Source organism: Neobacillus sp. B4I6, assembly GCF_050434045.1.
GTDB lineage: Bacteria > Bacillota > Bacilli > Bacillales > Cytobacillaceae > Neobacillus.
The window spans coordinates 3647864-3667217 of the sequence record NZ_JBNPWB010000002.1 but is presented as its reverse complement, the minus strand read 5'-3'; the positions used below and the strand labels follow the sequence as shown (position 1 = coordinate 3667217).

Annotated in this window: 21 protein-coding genes and 1 pseudogene; all 22 read left to right on the top strand. The window is 39.4% G+C overall.

Annotated elements, in window-relative coordinates:
• The first annotated feature begins 168 nt into the window (after positions 1-168).
• The 22 genes and pseudogenes from QF028_RS20280 (at position 169) to QF028_RS20175 (ending at position 19340) form a co-directional block, all read left to right on the top strand.
• Positions 169-1446 (top strand): amidohydrolase family protein, encoded by a 1278-nt coding sequence (locus QF028_RS20280; protein WP_429468185.1) that lies wholly within the window; start codon positions 169-171, stop codon positions 1444-1446.
• Between the two features lie 510 nt (positions 1447-1956).
• A complete protein-coding gene (locus tag QF028_RS20275) occupies positions 1957-2667 on the top strand; it encodes a hypothetical protein (protein ID WP_429468182.1) in 711 nt (236 codons plus the stop codon).
• A gap of 408 nt (positions 2668-3075) precedes the next feature.
• A complete protein-coding gene (locus QF028_RS20270; protein WP_429468179.1) occupies positions 3076-3264 on the top strand; it encodes a hypothetical protein in 189 nt (62 codons plus the stop codon).
• 21 nt (positions 3265-3285) lie between these two features.
• Positions 3286-3492, top strand: coding sequence for an alpha/beta hydrolase fold domain-containing protein (locus tag QF028_RS20265; RefSeq protein WP_369449780.1), 207 nt, complete (start codon positions 3286-3288; stop codon positions 3490-3492).
• The gene (locus QF028_RS20260; protein ID WP_429468176.1) at positions 3479-3592 is read left to right on the top strand and encodes a hypothetical protein; all 114 of its coding nucleotides are present in this window, start codon (positions 3479-3481) and stop codon (positions 3590-3592) included. Before QF028_RS20265 ends, QF028_RS20260 begins: the two co-directional genes overlap by 14 nt.
• Positions 3565-3714 (top strand): annotated as a pseudogene (locus QF028_RS20255) (alpha/beta hydrolase fold domain-containing protein); the annotation flags it as partial. The gene QF028_RS20260 and the pseudogene QF028_RS20255, both read left to right, overlap by 28 nt.
• Complete coding sequence (locus QF028_RS20250) at positions 3706-4476, top strand: TRAP transporter large permease subunit (protein WP_429468173.1); 771 nt, start codon at positions 3706-3708, stop codon at positions 4474-4476. The pseudogene QF028_RS20255 and the gene QF028_RS20250, both read left to right, overlap by 9 nt.
• 531 nt (positions 4477-5007) lie before the next feature.
• Positions 5008-5448 carry an MBL fold metallo-hydrolase gene (locus QF028_RS20245; RefSeq protein WP_429468170.1) on the top strand — a complete coding sequence of 147 codons (441 nt, stop codon included), beginning with the start codon at positions 5008-5010 and terminating at the stop codon, positions 5446-5448.
• A 6-nt stretch (positions 5449-5454) separates the two neighbouring features.
• The gene (locus QF028_RS20240; protein WP_429468167.1) at positions 5455-5739 is read left to right on the top strand and encodes an MBL fold metallo-hydrolase; all 285 of its coding nucleotides are present in this window, start codon (positions 5455-5457) and stop codon (positions 5737-5739) included.
• Positions 5740-6031: 292 nt separating this feature from the next.
• A complete protein-coding gene (locus tag QF028_RS20235) occupies positions 6032-6823 on the top strand; it encodes an IclR family transcriptional regulator (RefSeq protein ID WP_429468165.1) in 792 nt (263 codons plus the stop codon).
• Between the two features lie 129 nt (positions 6824-6952).
• The gene (locus QF028_RS20230; protein ID WP_429468162.1) at positions 6953-7732 is read left to right on the top strand and encodes an SDR family NAD(P)-dependent oxidoreductase; all 780 of its coding nucleotides are present in this window, start codon (positions 6953-6955) and stop codon (positions 7730-7732) included.
• 117 nt (positions 7733-7849) lie between these two features.
• Positions 7850-8944: an LLM class flavin-dependent oxidoreductase gene (locus tag QF028_RS20225; protein WP_429468159.1), complete on the top strand. Its 1095-nt coding sequence runs from the start codon at positions 7850-7852 to the stop codon at positions 8942-8944.
• Between the two features lie 98 nt (positions 8945-9042).
• Entirely contained in the window at positions 9043-9915 is an 873-nt protein-coding gene (locus tag QF028_RS20220) for a branched-chain amino acid ABC transporter permease (protein WP_429468157.1), read from the top strand.
• An 18-nt stretch (positions 9916-9933) separates the two neighbouring features.
• On the top strand, positions 9934-10923 hold the full coding sequence (locus tag QF028_RS20215) for a branched-chain amino acid ABC transporter permease (protein WP_429468154.1): 990 nt from the start codon (positions 9934-9936) through the stop codon (positions 10921-10923).
• Positions 10902-11723, top strand: a complete 822-nt coding sequence (locus QF028_RS20210) for an ABC transporter ATP-binding protein (protein WP_429468151.1) — start codon at positions 10902-10904, stop codon at positions 11721-11723. The genes QF028_RS20215 and QF028_RS20210 overlap by 22 nt, the downstream gene beginning before the upstream one ends.
• Positions 11716-12438, top strand: coding sequence for an ABC transporter ATP-binding protein (locus QF028_RS20205; RefSeq protein ID WP_429468148.1), 723 nt, complete (start codon positions 11716-11718; stop codon positions 12436-12438). Before QF028_RS20210 ends, QF028_RS20205 begins: the two co-directional genes overlap by 8 nt.
• Before the next feature lie 41 nt (positions 12439-12479).
• On the top strand, positions 12480-12608 hold the full coding sequence (locus QF028_RS20200; protein ID WP_429468145.1) for a hypothetical protein: 129 nt from the start codon (positions 12480-12482) through the stop codon (positions 12606-12608).
• Between the two features lie 153 nt (positions 12609-12761).
• The gene (locus QF028_RS20195) at positions 12762-14021 is read left to right on the top strand and encodes an ABC transporter substrate-binding protein (RefSeq protein WP_429468143.1); all 1260 of its coding nucleotides are present in this window, start codon (positions 12762-12764) and stop codon (positions 14019-14021) included.
• A 67-nt stretch (positions 14022-14088) separates the two neighbouring features.
• Positions 14089-15759 (top strand): flavin-containing monooxygenase, encoded by a 1671-nt coding sequence (locus tag QF028_RS20190; protein WP_429468140.1) that lies wholly within the window; start codon positions 14089-14091, stop codon positions 15757-15759.
• A 47-nt stretch (positions 15760-15806) separates the two neighbouring features.
• Positions 15807-16775 carry an alpha/beta hydrolase gene (locus tag QF028_RS20185; protein ID WP_429468137.1) on the top strand — a complete coding sequence of 323 codons (969 nt, stop codon included), beginning with the start codon at positions 15807-15809 and terminating at the stop codon, positions 16773-16775.
• A gap of 123 nt (positions 16776-16898) precedes the next feature.
• On the top strand, positions 16899-17429 hold the full coding sequence (locus tag QF028_RS20180; RefSeq protein ID WP_429468134.1) for an NADPH-dependent FMN reductase: 531 nt from the start codon (positions 16899-16901) through the stop codon (positions 17427-17429).
• 624 nt (positions 17430-18053) lie between these two features.
• Positions 18054-19340 carry a thiolase family protein gene (locus tag QF028_RS20175; RefSeq protein WP_429468132.1) on the top strand — a complete coding sequence of 429 codons (1287 nt, stop codon included), beginning with the start codon at positions 18054-18056 and terminating at the stop codon, positions 19338-19340.
• The last annotated feature ends 14 nt before the right edge of the window (positions 19341-19354 follow it).

Below are 19354 nucleotides of genomic sequence, written 5' to 3'. Positions count from 1 at the left end.
CGATTTTAGGTTCAGTTAATCAATGTTATTTTATTTTGCATATTTTATTCAGAAAATACAGTATGTAACTAATATCGGAAAGGTTCTAAAACTTGCTCCTAAAGCTTTAAAGGGACCAAGTGTTGAACATAAAGGATTCATTAATATAATATTGAAAGGGGTTTCAAAATGAAAGCAAAATTATTGAGAAATGGTTTACTCATTGACGGAACAGGTAATGAAGCGAAGCATGGAATTGATGTACTGATTGAGGGAAATAAGATCACTGCTGTGGGGACTAATCTTTCCGTTCCGGCTTCTTATTCACCTAATCAGGTGGATATAATTGAATTGAATGGAAGGACCATCATGCCGGGAATGACCGAGGCGCATACACATTTAGCATGGCAAGATGCCATATATATTCAAGATATAGATTTTAAACCCATTGAAGAAACCATGATTGGAAGTATCAAAAATGCAGAAACGATGCTAAAAAGCGGTTTTACCTCTTGTGTAAGTGCTGCTGCCAGAGGCAGAGTGGACATTGCTTTACGAGATGCGATTAATCGTGGACAAATATTAGGACCTCGTATGATTGCGAATGGCGCTGAAGTTTCAGCAACAGGGAGTATTGTGGATGTACATCCAAACCATGTTCGAGTTCATGGATTATCTTTCTTTGCTGATGGTGAGGATGAGGTTAGAAGAGTAGTAAGGAGTATATTTAAAGAAGGAGCAGACCTCGTTAAGCTGAATGTCAGTGGAGATGGTTTAGTTCCTCACACAGAAAGTGAAAGTACACTTTATACCTATAAAGAGGTTAGAGCTGCTGTTGAGGAAGCTCATGCACGTGGAAAAAGAATCTACGTACATGCTAGATCCTCAGAATCCGTAAAAATAAGTGTTCAAGCAGGAGTTGATATTATCGGTCATGCTGATTATATTGATGATGAAGCATTCGACATGCTAGTAGAAAACAAAGATCGCTTATTCGTTGTACCAACATTAAATTATCTTGTCGCAACATTGGAACATGGGCCTGCCTATTTCGGACAAGAAGCGATTGATGCATCAGGCTATGCAGAAGGGTTAGAAATTGCTATACGCAATATGAACAGACTTTATAAAGCTGGTGTCCGTGTATTACCAGGCGGAGATTTTGGATTCAAGTGGTGCCCGCATGGTGGATACGCACGCGATTTAGAGCATTTTGTTGAGCTGGTAGGAATGACGTCAATGGATGCGATTGTATCCGCTACCAAATATGGAAGCCAAATCATGCAGATGGAGGATCAAATAGGCACCATTGAGGTTGGAAAGCTTGCAGATGTCCTTGTTGTAGATGGGAACCCACTAGACAATATTGCAATTTTACAAGATCACAGTAAATTAAATGTTATCCTTAAAGACGGAGAGTACATCGTACGTACACTTGAAGTTAGTCGTCAAGAAAAGGCTGTCTAAATATTAAAACCATTGCTTGATACGATGAATTCAGATTGAAGACAAATGAATGTTGTCATCCAGTAGGATTATATGTAAATCTATTCAATTGGTATCAATCATATGAAAAAGTGAAACGAATGAACGTAGAAGTACTTCCTTCTCACGGTTCTCTGTTAATGTCTAGAAAAGTTTATTAAAAACTGAATAGTTATAATTTTTTTGTTCATATATATGAACTTATGTTTAAGAATGTGGACTAGGTGTGTTAGTTTTGATTTTAAATGAAATAATGTGCTTTGTTCCACAAAAAGAAGTCTTTATGAAAAGATTATATAAGGTATTTTAAAGGAATATTTTTTTGTTTATGTATATGAACACAGGTTTTTATTTAATGATAATCTAAGACGTCTTATATTATTAAGATTTACGTTTGAGATTGTTTTATATTTATCTGTCAAGGTGGTGACCGGGAAAAGGAGGTTTATCTTTTGGAAGGGAAAGAAAATTCATTTTGGGAGGGAAAACAACATGATAGCTGTAAATAGTGAAGAAGCTATGAAAAAAAGACGGAGGGATTACAAGGATGACGGCAGCGGCGAATTCGTTTATTTATCTTCATTCATGGAGAATTATCCCCAGTGTTATTTAGTGGAACAGCTACCAAATGATGTGGTTCGCGCTCATTTCCATACCGTGAATCAGTTTCAACTTATCGTAGATGGAGATGGGAAATTCGGTAAGGATTTAATTCGCCCGCTTTCAATCCATTATGATGAGAAGTATAAACCTTATGGACCGATTGTTGCCGGTGAGAAAGGGATATCTTATTTTACAATTCGAACGGTTAATGATATTGGAGCGAATTGGATGCCGGAATTCCGAAATAAACGTGAAAAAGGTGCACGCGAGTCATTCTATAAGCTCAATATGGATGAAAAAAATATAGAGCAGTTAAAGCAATTAACCGAGCCTGAGTTCGAAACATTATTCTCATCTTCTAGTTCTGGTGCAGCAGCCTATAGACTTGCCATTGGACCGGACCAGCAAAAAGAATGTCCTTCTCCTCAGGGCAACGGAGGCCAATATGTATCTGTTGTTAACGGCACTTGTATTATCAATGATGAGCCTTATCCGCGATGGTCATGCATTTTCCTTGAGCCTGACGAACCACCCTTGAACCTGCAAGCAGGCCCGGAAGGCATCGAGGTGCTGGTTCTTCAATTTCCCAAAAATAATTAACTTCGTACGGAGAAAGCCAGTTGCCTGTCTTCTCCCAAGAAGTTTGCGCTTGCGGCCGCCACGGGTCACACTATAGTACACGCTGGTTCTGTAATGGTCTCCCTAGGAGCGGAACCAGCGTTACATAGGAAGTTCGGACTAGAGTGTTTTCTTCAAAATGATGAATGCGTATACATTTGCATTAAGTTTTACAACAATTTTTCACAAAAAATAAAATAGGTATGGTGAAAAATGATGAAAAAGTTGAGAACTTTTAGTGTATTCATGATTATTGTTATGGTTTTTCTGCATGCGTAGGCGGGTCGGCCCCAACTAGTCAAAAAACGAAGAAAGAAAACAATGTGGCCAACGATTCTTCAAAAGAGTCTTCTAATGATACCAAATATGTTCTTAAATTAAGTCATGGTTATGGTACCGATTCTTGAAGTAAGCAAAGATATGGAGACATTTGCAGATGAAGTGATATTGGATAAGTATTCACACTCCTTTGATGAATTAAAGAAGCGAGGAATTCAAATTTATATGCCTACAGAAAAAGAAATTGAAGATTTTAAAATGCTACGTTATCTGTATATAAATGGTTTACAAAAGATGTAGATGGCGGGCAAGCATTGATTGATGCAGCCAAAGCTGCAGGTAAGTGAGGATTATAGGCTGGCACCAGAACATAAATCTCCGTCGGGTGCTGAAGATGACTATGCAGCTGTCAAATGGGTGGCAGATAACGGACCGCCTATTATGGTAGACTCTGCGGGATATTGCTGTTGGAGGCGACAGTTCGGGTGGGAATCTCGCAGCTGTAGCCGCATTGATGGCCAGAGATAGGGGTAGTCCCTCTTTGGCATATCAATTGTTGATCTACCCGGTTACCCATCACTCCTATCACACGGATCTTATCGTGAAAATGCTGCGGGATATTATTTAACCAAAGACGCTATGATCTGGTTTTGGAATCATTACTTGCGCGACGTGCGGGATGGTAAACATCCATACGCATTTCCTTTGCTATCCGATAACCTTAGTGGATTACCTTCAGTATTGGTTATTACGGTAGAATTTGTCCATTACGGTATCCTGATTTCTATCATTCTGGTTATTACAGCTGTATTTGTCAGCAGGAAAGACGGTGCGGCCCAAAAAGGGAGAGCCAGCTTTGCAGAAATCAGGAAATCTTTTATTCAGGCAATCCCAGCGTTATTAATGCCTATGATCGTCCTGGGTGGTATATACACAGGGGTTGTGACACCGACTGAATCTGCGGCGGTTGCAGTTTTTTATGTTCTTTTAATTGCTTTCCTTTTCTACAGGGAGAACTTTACTTGGGAAAATATTTTTAAATCTCTTAAAAATACGATGATTACTACCACATCAATCTTTATTATTTTAGGGGGCGCCCAATTGTTCCCGACATCGCTTACCTATACGCAGGTTACACAACAAATCACGGAATTTGTAGCAAATTTAACGCTCGCACCTTGGATCATTATGCTTGCCGTATTGGTGCTTTATTACTTGCTTGGTACTGTTCTAGAGCCTCTTCCAATTCTCTTTATTACAATACCAATCCTGTTCCCTGTAGTCATAGATTTGGGATATGATCGGATCCATTTCGGCGTTGTCACTTGCGCATTGATGATGGTAGCCCAAATTACCCCGCCCATTGGTGGAAGCCTTTTCGTACTTAGCAGTTATTTCAAAGAAAATATATTTGTCATTTCTAGAGGTTTAATCCCATACTTGTATGCCTTACTTATAGCGGCCTTAATTCTGTTGTATGTTCCATGGTTCAGTATGGCACTGATCATGTAGTAGAAAGCCGTAGTGATTTGTGTTGTAGAAGACTTAAGTTTTGATTTATAGAAATCCCGGGGGTAACTAATGGAAAAGTGAAGATTAAATTTGAATGGGGCCGGTATTTGCGCGTGACGTACATATCCCGATAGTAGAAGAGACTTGTGGTTTTCCAGCAAGTAATTGGTTCAACAGCTCAAATATCATATGATGATATCCTATTATTAATTTAAAGATCTCCAATGAGTATCAATATCATATTGGAAATCAGAAAATATTTTACTGATAATGTTAAACATCTAGATCTATTTCTAGAATGTATTAGAAATAGTGCTTATTTAAATTATTGCTTAAATATTTTTATCGCAACAAACATAATCAAAATGCTATTAATAATAATCAGAAAAATCAAAAAAACTATTGATGATAATCAGAAAATAATATATTATATTATTAAGCTCAGTGTTGAACTGAGGTTCACATATGTGAAACCAGAAGAGCCTTTTATGGATAAGATTACTCTTCTTGAAAAGTATGGGAGGTGTGTGAATGTTTGAAATTTATCCCTTGCATGTGGCCACATTAAAACAAGTGGATAAATCGGTGCTAACTTCATTAAAGGATGCGGGGGAAAAAATTGATTTAAATTGTATAGCATGGGTAATTCGTTCTCATAAAGCTGTATATGTAGTCGATCCAGGACCAGGACATGATGTGATGCGAGCCAAAAATATCCATCATCGAGAAATGAGTATAGAGGGGTGCACTGACCTTCTAAGGGGCTTAAAAAATCTTGGTATTATGCCGTCAGATGTAAACGCTATCATTAATACTCATCTTCATTGGGATCATTGTATTGCAAATGATAGTTTGCCAGGCATACCAGTTATAGTCCAACGTCGCGAATACGAGTATGCAAAGGCTCCTTTGAGGAGGGATGATATCCTATATGAATCATCACTATCTTATTCACCTGTAAACATTTTTTAATCCCGCATGCGATTTGTTGAAGGAGATTGCCAGCTAGAAGATGGATTGGAATTAATTTTTACACCTGGCCATACACCTGGTCACCAGAGTATTAGTGTCAGAACTCAACAAAAGGAATATCTTATTGCCGGAGACCAATTTGATTTATACGAAAATTATGAGTGTTGTCATCCAGTAGGATTATATGTAAATCTATTCGATTGGTATCAATCCTATGAAAAAGTGAAACGAATGAACGTAGAAGTACTTCCTTCTCACGATCCTCTGTTAATGTCTAGAAAAGTTTATTAAAAACTGAATAGTTATAATTTTTTTGTTCATATATATGAACTTACGTTTAAAAATGTGGACTAGGTGTGCTAGTTTTGATTTTAAATGAAAATAATGTGCTTTGTTCCACAAAAAGACGTCTTTATGAAAAGATTATATTAGTTATCTTTAAGGAATATTTTTTTGTTTATATATACGAACCTAGGTTTTTATTTAATGATAATCTAAGACGTCTTATATTATTAAGATTTACGTTTGAGATTGTTTTATATTTATCTGTCAAGGTGATGACCGGGAAAAGGAGGTTTATCTTTTGGAAGGGAAAGAAAATTCTACATTCCGATCGATGCATCGAATCTTTGAAATATTGGAGGTTTTGTCTAAAAATCAGGAAGGGTTGCCCATGATGAAAATTATGGATGAATTAGACAAACCGGCGAAAAGCAGCGTGTACACACTCTTACAGCAAATGGTCAAAAAACGTTATGTTACTTATTTAGAAAACGAAAAAAAATATAAAGTAGGTCCGTCCTTAATTAAATTGAGTGCAGTAATTATTTCCGAACATACCATTCAAAAACATGCAAGACCTACTATGGAGAAATTATCCCAATTAACAGGTGAGGATACCTACCTTGGGGTTCTGGAAGGGGATCGTCTTTTTTACATCGACAAAGTGGAGGGAACTGAATCGGTTAGGTTAAATATCCCTGTTGGGGCAACAAGATTTATTCACAGTAGTTGTATTGGTAAATTGATGTTGGCCTATTTAGACCCGAGCGAACAAAGAAAAACTATTGAACAAGCAGGCTTGCCAGCAGTTTCACCCTATACTATTACTAACTTTGATACTTTTTTAAAGGAATTAAAACGTATTCGCCAGGAGGAGGTTTCGATCACCAATGAAGAGAGTTTGGAGGGAATCATTGGAATCGCTGCTCCGATAAAAAATAACCGTCATGAGGTGGTAGCTGGGATCTGTATATCAGCTCCGGTTTCACGGGTGACTCCACGAAAGGATTATTTAGTCAAACTGGTTAAGGAAACGGCAACCGAAATCAGTGAGCAAATTGGATTTGAAAATAGAATGGCTGTATCAAAATAAAGGAGGGAAATAACTTTGTCATATCACGTGTCGGTGGTCCTAGAGTGTTGCTTCATTTGAATTTTTCAATTTCCGTGCTGAGTATAATGGAATCGAACTCTAACGGAGATGGGGAAGGAATGAAAAATAATGCGTTTAAAAGATAAAGTAACGATCGTCACAGGAGCCGGTCAAGGGATTGGAAACGAAGTAGCACGAAAATTAGGAGAACATGGATCAAAGATTGTCATTGCTGATTTAAATGAAGAAGTTGCATCAAAAGCTTTGGATGAGTTTGAATCTGCCGGTATCGAAGCAATATTTATAAAAACTGATGTTGCTGACGAGAAGGATGTACAAAATATGATTCAAGCAACCGTAAGTCATTATGGTGGAGTTGACGCTCTGGTTAATAACGCAGGAATTAGTTTTCGCAAGTCTGTAATGGAAACGTCACTGGAAGAGTGGCAAAAACTAATGAAGGTCAATGTACAAGGTACGTTTCTTTGTTCGAAATATGCCATTCCGGAAATTGCAAAACGCGGCGGTGGTTCAATTGTCAATGTTGCTTCTTGGGTGGCTTACAGAACGATTACACGCCTAGCGGCTTATACGGCATCAAAAGGTGCTATTACATCTTTAACACGTCAAATGGCTTTGGATTGTGGACCCTTAAAGATTCGTGTCAATGCCGTTTGTCCAGGGATCATAGATACTCCTATGCAGAAAAATTTATATGCCGATTTGCCGGAAGATGCATTCAAACAAACTCTTGATTATCAACCGCTAGGTCGGATTGGAACGGCTGAAGATGTTGCGAATGCTTGCTTATTTTTAGTATCTGATGAATCCAGCTATATAAGCGGGGATTCAATGATGGTTGATGGTGCTTCCTTTGTTAAGCTGCCGCGTCCTTTAATTTTTGACTAGTAAGAATGTGCCTTCTCGGCGATTATTGGGATGTTTCTAAAAAATAAAGGGAAGATTTGTTCGCGCTTCCAATTTAACCAAAAAGCTAGAGTCTATTAAAACTCAGGAGGGAAAATTATGAAATTAGGACTTTTTTTAATGCCAGCGGTTTCACCGGATACCACACCGTATGATGCAACACAAACGGTTTTGGAAATGATTCGTTATGGGGATGAGATAGGTTACGCTGAAGCTTGGATTGGAGAGCATTATACAACGAGATATGAGCCGATTCCATCTCCTGATTTAGTCATTGCCCAAGCCTTATTGCAAACCAAAAATATTAAATTGGCTCCTGGTGCCCATTTATTACCATACCATCATCCTGTAGAACTGGCACATCGTATTGCTTATTTGGACCACCTGGCACAAGGAAGACTCATGCTTGGGGTTGCACCGGGCCAATTGCCTGGGGATTGGGAATTGTTTAACGTAGATTGGAAGTCAGGCGAGCATCGTGAAATGACTTTTGAAGCACTCGAGATTATGTTTAAGATTTGGACAGAGAAAGAACCTTTTGAATACAGAGGGAAATATTGGGATGCGAATGGAATAGAACCCATGTATGGCGGTTTATTCGAAATGCATCTGTACCCTTATCAAAAACCATACCCTCCAATTGGAATAGCTGGTACAAGCCCAAATTCAGCTACTTTAAAGCTAGCGGGGCAATATGGATTTATGCCTATGAGTTTAGGAGTGACTCCCGATTCCATTGGCTATCATTGGAACACGATTCAGGAGGGGGCAACCATTGGCGGAAAAACGGCTAATCGTGATGACTGGAGAGTTGCGCAGCATGTTTTTGTTGCAGATACGGATGAAGAAGCGATAGATTTGGCGGTAAACGGAATGATGGGAGAATTTAATAGAGAATATTATATACCATTGTTGACTAAAGCTAAAATGACCTATCGCGTAAAACATCAAGAGGATGTCCCGGATGAAGCCATAACCCCGGAATATTTGGCAAAACATAATTGGTATGTTGGTTCACCGGAAACGGTCGCGAAAAAATTAGACGCTCTCTATGAAGCTGCAGGTGGTTTTGGAACTTTACTAGTAACATGCTACGATTACGGCGAGAACAAAGACGTATGGTTTAAATCGATGAGACTTCTCCAAGAAGAGGTACTCCCAAGGTTAAAGCACAACCGAAAGATTCAAGTCTAACAAAAAATGAATTAGATTTTCATGGATGGGATGGAACCCGAAATTTCATCCCATCCCAAATACTATCTAATTACTTAACCTTTGAAAGGAGGCTAATTATGGGACTACTTAGCATCCAAATACTGAATGCAATATCGTACAGTTTATTGCTTGCATTAATCGCATCTGGGTTAGTCATTGTATTTGGGATCTTGAAGTTGGTTAATTTCGCCCATGGATCATTTTATATGATTGGTGCTTATATTGGATTTTTGATCTACCAAATCACGGGTTCATTTATATTAGCTCTGATCTTGGCACCGATTGTAGTTGCCGTCATCGGAATTGTTTTTCAAAAGCTGATTTCGATAAAGCTTAAAGAAAACGATGAATTAAAATATATCCTTCTAACGTTTGGGCTCGCTTTAGTTATTGAAAATGCCGTGAATATGATTTGGGGCAACGATACGCATATTGTTCAGCCACCTGAATTTTTGTCAGGAGTTATTCCTATTTTCGGTTTTGATTACCCGGTTTATAGGATTTTTGTTACTTTAATCTCATTGATTACCTGCATACTCATTTACTTATTGATTTCAAAAACGACTTTTGGGATAAAGATCAAAGCCAGCACGGAAGACGGTGAAATGGCTACGGCATTGGGAATTAACGTTAAAAAAACGGGTATGATTGTATTTGGGCTTGGCATAGGTTTAGCGGGGTTTGCAGGGATTATGAGTGCACCTTATTTATCTATTTCTCCGCATATGGGGATGAACATCATTATTCATTTATTCATCATCATTGTAATTGGTGGGATGGGCAGTTTATCCGGTGCGATCATTGCATCATTCATACTAGGATTCGTAGAAATCATCGGCGGTGTTTTCTTCCCAAATCTATCGATCATCTTTATTTATTTGGTAATGTTCTCAATATTAATGGTGAATAAGGACGGAATCGCTAAATTTTTCAAAAGGGAATTGATTTAATGGAAGGGGAAAGGCCTCATGTCGATGGAACATACTGATTTAGTGAGCAAAACACTTGTTCAAAAGAAGAAGTTCGATTTTATGAAATTAGATTGGTGGATATGTTTATTTATCGCCAGTTCGGTCGTTTTGACGGTGACAATTGCTGACTCCTTTTATCAAAGATTAGTGACCGAAATGATGATCTTTGCCTTGCTGGCAATAAGTTTGGATTTACTTCTTGGTTACACAGGGCTTTTAAGTTTAGGACATGCCATCTTTTTTGGCATCAGCGGATTAGTTGCAGCAACTCTTTTTGTCGATTTTCACTACCCTCTCCTCTTGGCGCTTTTCGTTTCTATAATGATCACGATGGTGATTGCCTTTATCATTGCTTTGGTCAATTGTAGATTTTCAGGTATTCAGTTTGCTATGTTGACGATTGCTTTTGGACAGTTTTTTTGGACCCTGGCTGTAAATTGGAGACAATACACCGGTGGGCATGACGGAAAAACAATTGTAGATCCATTAACAATGAATCTTGGTTTTACCGTTGATTTAAAAGATCCTGCCAATTTGACTGTCCTAACTGGAGTAATCTTAATACTATCTTATCTTGTTTTAAGAAAAATGATTAATTCCCCATTCGGTAAAATTTTAGTAGCAATTAAGGAAAACGAGAGTCGGGCAATATTTTTAGGTTTTAACTCGTATCGGGTTAAAATTCAAGTGTTTATGTTTGGAGCGTTTTTTAGTTCTATTTCGGGGCTTCTCTATTTTCTCTTAAAATCTTACGTCATCGCTGACAATATCAGTTGGGTTAAATCCGGAGATATATTATTGATGACATTAGTCGGTGGAATGGGAACGATTTTTGGTCCGATGCTGGGGGCAACTTTTTTCGTTTGGTTTAAAGATTGGTCTTCATCTTTCACGGAAAATTGGATGTTTATCATCGGAATTTTGTATATTATCGTCGTTTTATTTTTTCCTAAGGGGGCGTTTGGATGGTTGAACAAATCGAAGTAAAGCAATTCGTTGAATCGGCAGAATCCCCGAAGGGAATAAGAAGTAAAGATTTATTCGTTGCAGAAAACCTTACATACTCTTACAAAGGACATCAAGTGATCCACGGAATTAGTTTGAATGTCCATGAAGGTGAAGTCAGGGCAATTATCGGTCCAAACGGGGCGGGGAAGACAACGCTGATCAAGCTGTTAAGTGGCGAACTAATTCCCGACGAAGGTTATATTTGGTTTAAACACAAAAATATCACTAAGCTCTCTCCGAATAAGAAGCGAAAAATTGGAATTTCGAGATCTTTTCAAATTACGAATATCTTTTTCGGTCATACTGTCTATGAAAATGTGAGACTTGCTGTGCAAGCGAACCATAAGGGACAGTATACCTTTTGGAAAAACGTTGATTCTTTTCATGAAATCGAAGAAGAAACTTGGAATTTGTTGAAACAATGTCAATTAATTCAAGTGAAAGACACCCTTAGTTCCAGTTTGTCATATGCCGAGCAAAGGCAAGTGGAGATCGCTTTATGCCTTGCAGGTAAACCGGAAATGTTGTTGTTGGACGAACCCGCCGCAGGGTTATCCAAAGAGGAAAGTAAAAAAATGGCGTCATTGATTACTTCTTTGGCGCGCAACCTCCATCTTACCGTCATATTTATTGAACACGATATGGACATTGTCTTTTCCATTTCAGATCAGATATCTGTTATTTACTACGGAAAAGTATTTATGGAGGATGTTCCTGAAAATATCAAATCAGATCCAAGGATTAAAGAGATTTATTTAGGGGAGGAAGCTCATGAGTAACCTACTTGAAGTCCACCAGATTCATTCATTTTACGGTAAAGCTCAAGCCTTGCATGGGTTATCCATCGAAGTCAAAAAGGGAGAGGTTGTGAGTTTAATTGGAAGAAACGGTGTTGGGAAATCAACAACGTTAAAAAGCATTATGGGTTTAGTCAATGTGGAAAAAGGTGATATTTTCGTTGAGGGTCACCGTTTAAACGATACAGCACCGTGTGAAATTTTGTCCAAATATAAAATTAGCTACGTACCAGAAGAACGCAGAATCTTATCTACTTTAACTGTTAAAGAAAATCTGTTGCTTGGCGAATTATCTATATCAAAAACAGACCGAAAGAATAGGTCATGGAATTTGGATAGAGTATATGAACTCTTTCCTATTTTAAAAGAGTATCAAAATAAGAAAGGAACACATTTAAGCGGGGGAGAGCAGCAAATGTTGGCCATCGGAAGAGGACTGATGGGGGATCCAAAAATATTGTTATTAGATGAACCTTGTGAGGGTTTGGCACCGATTATTGTTCAAGAACTGACAAAAGCAATTGAGCACCTCTATCACGATGGTATTACGATCATACTCGTCGAACAAAGTTTAAGGCTATCAAAAGTGCTTTCACATCGGCAATATATCTTAAACAAAGGTGAAATCGTTTACTTGGGCAAGGGATCCGAATTATTCGATAACGAGGAGCTCGTTCAACAATACCTAAGTGTATAGGGATAGACTTTAATATACCAACTCTTTTATGGAGGAAATATATGAATTTGCAAATATCTGAGAGACAGATGGAATTTAAGGAGCAATTTACGAAAGAAAGGGGGGATTGGTCCAAATTCTGGGATGGTCTCTTAATGATGCATGGTGGGTATACCGATATTGTTGGATGAATTAGAAAAGTTAATAAGAAATAATCTGAAAGTATAAAGAATGTTCAACCTCTATCTGAGGGTGAAACAATAATAAAATCTAGCAGAACCCCCAAAGTCTGCAACGAAATTCAAATCACAAGAAGAATAATAAACTTTAAGGAGGTATTGCTTTTGAAAAAAATCAAAAAAAAATGGTTCCAAGGCATCATGGTGATTACAATAATGTTGTTTTTGGTGGCTTGCGGAAGTGAATCTACATCTTCACCAAACAACTCGGGAGAAGGACAAAATAAGCAAGAAGCGAATGGAGATCAAGAACAAAATCAATCCAAAGAACCGATTAAGCTTGGTATGGTCGCACCGATGAGTGGACCTTATGCTGTTATGGGGAAAGCAAATCTCAACGCAATCGAGTTTGCGATCGAGGAAGCGAACAATGCCGGGGGAGTACTGGGTAGAAAAGTAGAAGTTGTCGTTGAAGATTCGGAGGCCAAACCGAATGTGTTGTTAACCAAAGCTGAGAAGCTCGCTCTGAATGAAAAGATCAATCTTTTTATCGGTACAGTATCAAGTGGCGAATCAATGGCACTTGCAGGTAAATTAAAGGAATGGAACAGTCTTTATGTGTCAACAAGTTCTAAAAATACGAAGCTCACAAATCCGGTGAACCCGAACTTGTTTAGAGCCAACTACAACGATGATGTGGATATGCGCATTTGGAAGTATTGGTTGCAGAATTCCGATGAAGGAAAGAAGGCAAAAACATTCTATTCTGTCGGTGCGGATTATGCATGGGGGCACGACCAAACAAAGAACTTTAAAGATATCATCTCGAAAGACATTCCCGGTGGAAAGTTTTTAGGTGAAGCTTTTTATCCACTTGGTACGACCGATTATTCGGCACAATTAACCCAAATCGCTTCGCTTAAACCGGATGTAACATTAGTATTATTGGCGGGTGACGACTTTATCAACTTCATGAAACAAGCGAAAGACTTTGGGGTATTTGGGAAAACGAAGTTCCTTGCAATTGTAGGAAAGACGGTAATTGATAATTCTAATGCCATTGGGGTAGCTGGCAGCCTCATGTATGATTATAGTATCGATAACCCAATGAATGCGGAGTTTGTAAAGAGTTACAAAATAAAATACGGTACAGAACCAGATGATTGGGCCGGATATAGTTATATTGGCGCGAAAATGTTGTTAAAAGCGATTGAAAACGCAGGATCAACTGAAACTGATAAAGTGATTCAGGCACTAGAAAATGTAGAGTTTGACTCCATTGTAGGTAATGTAAAAATGAACCCCAAAACACATGAATTAATTATCCCTGGGTATATAGGAGAATCGGTGGAAGATCCGAATACGGGTAAAGCGACGATCAAAATTATTGAAACATTAAAACCTGATGATATTTGGTCTAAATGAGTAAGTGAATGTAATACCTTTGTGCATAAAAATTTCTGACTATTCACTCAAAGGGGGCAGTATAAAAATGAAGTCTAATCAACAGCAATTCTATAAAATAGAAAAGAATCAGGTCACAAACTTTGACGCTATCGTCATAGGGGCAGGATTTTCGGGTTTGTATATGCTTCATCGTTTACGAGAAGCGGGTTTTTCTGTCCGTGTTTACGAGAAAGGCAATGGGGTTGGAGGAGCATGGTATTGGAGTCGTTATCCCGGAGCACGCTGTGACTCGGAAAGTATTTATTATAACTACACCTTCTCAGAAGAGCTCTATAAGGAATGGACATGGTCTTCACGATACCCTGAGCAGGCGGAAATTCTGCGTTACCTGAATTTCGTGGCAGATCGGCTTGACCTACGCCGGGACATCCAGTTCAACACAGAAATCAAAGCGGCTCATTATGACGAAACTCATAATCTATGGCGGATTGACCTGAATGATGGGACATGTGTATCCGCGAAGTATTTCATCACCGGAGTAGGCTGTCTATCAGTTAATGCGACTAATGTTCCCGCTATCAAAGGATTGGATCGCTTTGAGGGGAAGTGGTACCACACTGGGGCTTGGCCGCATGAAAAGATTGATTTCAAAGGGAAACGGGTTGGTGTCATCGGTACGGGTTCAAGCGGCGTTCAGGCGATCCCGGTTATCGCGCAAAAGGCAGAACACCTTACTGTCTTTCAGCGTACACCACAGTATACCATCCCTGCAAGAAACCGACCTCTGGACCTGGAATTCATAGAGAAAACGAAAGAAAACTACAGCGAGATTAGACGACAAATGCACGAATCCTTTGGGGGCTTCCCAGGAAATCGTGGTGATCACTCAGCATTGGAAGAACCACCGGAAAAACGCCAGTCGGTATACGAGGCGGCTTGGGAGGCAGGTGGGCTAGCTATACGCTCTACCTATAAGGACATAATGACTAACGAAACAGCTAACAACACTGTATCCGATTTCCTCCGCTCAAAGATAAGAGAGATTGTACAGGATCCTGAGGTGCGCGGGAAGCTAATGCCGACGTACTTCTTCGCAACCAAACGTCCAGTCTTGGATACCAATTATTTTGAGACATATAACCGTAAGAACGTCACTTTAGTCGATCTGAGGAAATCACCTATTGAGGAAATCACGCCTAAGGGGCTGCGAACCACAGAAGCGGAGTATGAACTGGACTTCCTCGTTTTTGCTACAGGTTACGACGGGGTGACAGGACCCTTGTTTAAGATTGATATCCGTGGTAAAGATGGTTTGTCACTAAAGGAGAAATGGGAAGACGGAGCACAGGTGAAGACGTACCTTGGACTCTCCACCGCTGGATTCCCGAACTTTTTCATAATTACCGGACCCGAGAGTCCTTCCGTACTAAGCAACGTTCCTGTAGCGATTGAGCAGCATGTTGAATGGATAGGAGATTGTATTCAGTATCTTCATGACCATGGTGTGGAAACGATTGAGGCAAAGGCGGAGGCAGAAGAGGCTTGGAGTATACACTGCAAGGAGGTGGCTGATTCCACGCTCTATACCAAGACCGATTCTTGGTTAACGGGGGCGAATATTGCTGATAAGCCACGTGGATTCCCAATCTATATTGGAGGAATTGGACAATACCGCCAGATAATCGATGAGGTCGCTGCTAAGGGTTACGAGGGATTTTCTTTGGTGACCCATCAAAAGACAAAGTCATATCAGTAAGGGATATCCCCCGTTAAACACGGTCTTCCCTTGCAGACCTTTAGTAGATGATGAAAGTAACCTTTTTAAGGAGCGGATTACTAGATATGCCTATTGATCCTCAAGTAAAGCTGATTTTAGAACAAATGGAGGCAAAAGGTGCTCCTCCATGGCATACGCTTACACCAGCAGAAGCAAGACAACCTATCGACAGAAGACCTTTGACGGGAGAGCCTGAAGAGGTGGGAAAGGTAGAGAACAGAACGATTCCCGGACCTGCAGGAGAAATGCCGGTTCGTATTTATACTCCGGATGGTCAAGGTCCATTTCCAGCATTGGTTTATTACCATGGTGGCGGCTGGGTTATTGGTGATCTTGATGCTGTAGAGATTATTTGTCGCCTTTTAGCCAATAGAGCCAACAGTGTGGTGGTATCCGTAGATTATAGGCTGGCCCCGGAGCATAAATTCCCGGCAGCAGTCGAAGATGCCTATGCAGCGGTCAAGTGGCTGGAAGAAAATGGTTCGTCTATTCTGGTAGATTCTGCCCGAGTGGCTGTCGGTGGTGACAGTGCGGGTGCGACCCTCGCAGCCGTGGTCGCATTGATGGCCAAAGACAGGGGTGAACCCTCTTTGGTCTATCAAATGCTGATCTACCCGGTGACCCATCACGCCTATGACACGGAGTCTTATCGTGAAAATGCAGAGGGATATTATTTAACCAAAGACAGTATGGTCTGGTTTTGGAATCATTATTTGCGTGACGAGGAGGACGGTAGAAATCCGTATGCTTCTCCTTTGCGGGCTGATAACCTTAGTGGACTGCCGCCAGCTTTGGTTATCACGGCAGAATTCGATCCGTTACGCGATGAGGGTGAAGCCTATGCAAAACGTCTAAAAGCTGCGGGGGTTCCTGTGGAAGTTACGCGATATAACGGAATGATCCACGGATTTTTTGGTATGCCAGGAGTATTGGAGCAAGCGAAGAAAGCGATAGAACAAGCTGCCAATGCTTTAAAACGAACATTTTCGATATGAAGTAAATGATTTGAAATAAATGAAACGCTCGTAGATACCGCAGGTGTATCGGCCTGCGGTATCTGCTTTAAGATTAATAGTAGTGTAAATTAATAGAAACGAAGGAAGTGATTGCTTTTCATTATGAAACTGTTAGGTATAAGTGGAACAATTACAGGATCGAAGACGCTGACTGTTGTAAAAAAAGTATTGGAAGTGGTGGAAAAGATAGATCCAAGCATTCAAATTGAATTATTGGATTTAAAACAATATGACGTGCAGTTTTGTGATGGGCGGGATCCACAAACATATAAAGGAGATACCAAGAAAGTCATTGATATTGTGTCGAATGCAGACTTTTACCTTATTGGAACACCGATTTTTCAGGGTTCTCTTACGGGTGCACTTAAAAACCTTATTGATTTAGTTCCACCTCAGACCATGAGAAACAAAGTGATGGGATTTGTAGCAACGGGAGGTACCTATCAACATTATCTAGTTGTTGAAAATCAACTCAATCCTATCGCTGGATATCTTAGAGCTTTTGTAGCACCAAGTTATGTATATGCTCACAATGATCATTTTAAGAATAATGAAATCGTTGACTCAGATATAATGGACCGAATTTCTTATCTGGCTGAGGAATTAGTCATGATGCAGAAGTTACTGAAATAATTTTTGTAGTAGAATTGGGCTTTGTATAAAAGGGATATATAGTAAAGTACAGAGAAAACATAATAAAAAATGTATTGCAAATAATTCAATAATTTTGTACTATAATCATAGTTGTATATATGAACCTAAGTTCATATATAAGAACAAAAAGAGATTCATATAGTAAAAAAGATTTTTCTTTCAAGCATTGGAGGTGAATTGAAATTTATCCCTTTTATGTACTACGAAGTGTGTTTGTAGTTGATCTGGGACTGGAAATGATGGGTGTGCAAGCAAAAAATCTGTCTTCTTCTTCATCAAGACACTAAATTATTTTTTTGTTTATATTTATGAACCAAGGTTTTTAAAGTAGAACCAACCTAAGTCGGCTTATATCATTAAATCTTCATGCTTGACACTTTTAGAGCAAATAGTCAAAAACGTTGATATTTAGAAAATAAAAAATATAAAGAAAGGTCCGGCCTTAATGAAATTGAGTATAGTGATCATTTCCAAACATACCTTAAAAAATATGCAAGATGTACTATTCCAAATCATTAGGTGAGGACACGTATCTTGGGGTTCAGGAGAGAACTATTTCTTTTATATTGATAAAGTGGAGGGAACTTCGAGCGGTTCGGTTAAATGTCCCTATTGGGGCAACCTTGCACGGTTGATCCCGAAAAAGAGTTATTAAATCAATTAGTGAAGGATATGGCTGGAGAAATTATTATGCAAATCGGACTTGAGAATAGAACCACTGTACTAAAAAAGGAGGTAAAAGAAATGTCGCAGCAAGTGGCAGTCGTAGGTGTATACCAAACACCCTATAAAGAAAAATATGAGCATATGATGCTGGAAGAACTAATTTATGAATCCGTCAAAAAACTCCTTAAGGATAAAGGGATCACCATAAACGATGTTGATAATATCGTGCTAGCTAATTCAGATATGGTAGATGGCCGAGCAATTTCCTCGATGGTCACAGGAGGTCCTGCCGGAGCGCTAAATAAAAATCTGTTGAATTTATGCAGCAGTAGTGATCATGCTTTTGTGTTGGCTGCCATGCAAATTATGTCAGGAACACATGACTTAACCTTGGTAGCTTCATGGGGTAAAACTTCAGAGGCCCCAATTGATGAGGCTGACCTGCTATCTTGTGAACCTTACTACACAAGAGGAGTTGGAGTGAATCAAGTGCTCAGTTCAGCCCTTCAGGCAACTGCCTATCAAAGCAAATATAATACAGATCGAGGGACTGTTTCAAAGATTGCATGGAAAAACCGAAAAAATGCTATGAAAAATACGCTAGCACATGTAAAAAAAGAGTTAACTCTTGAGGAAATTGAAAATTCACCACTTCATGCCTGGCCTTTGCGGGAAGTCGATATTCCTCCATATTCTGACGGTGTTTGCGTGATGCTGTTGGCCTCTGAAAAGAAAGCAGCTGAATTTGACGGAGACAAGGCCTGGTTGAAAGGGATGGGTTGGACCACGGATCTTTACTGGCTGGGTGAAAGAGATTTAACAACCATTCCGGGTCTCCAGATTGCAGCTAAGAAAGCATATGAAATGGCAAATATTAAAGATCCCTTGTCTGAAATCGATATGATGGAATTACAAGAACAATCGACTTATCATGAATTGATTCAATATGAAGTGTTAGGGCTTTGTGAACCTGGGAGAGGTATCGATTTAGTGGAAAACGGAACGGTATTCAGTGACGGAAAACTACCGGTGAACCCCTCAGGTGGATCGCTTTCTTCCAATCCAAGCTTTTGTACAGGCTTGGTACGAATCGCTGAGGCCGCTTCTCAAGTGATGGGAACAGCGGGAGGACATCAAATCAAAGGGGTAAAAACGAGCTTGGCAACAAGTGTCAGCGGGTTTGCTTCGCAAAGCAACACCGTGACGATTTTTTCAAATAAATAAAGATGAGGTGAAAA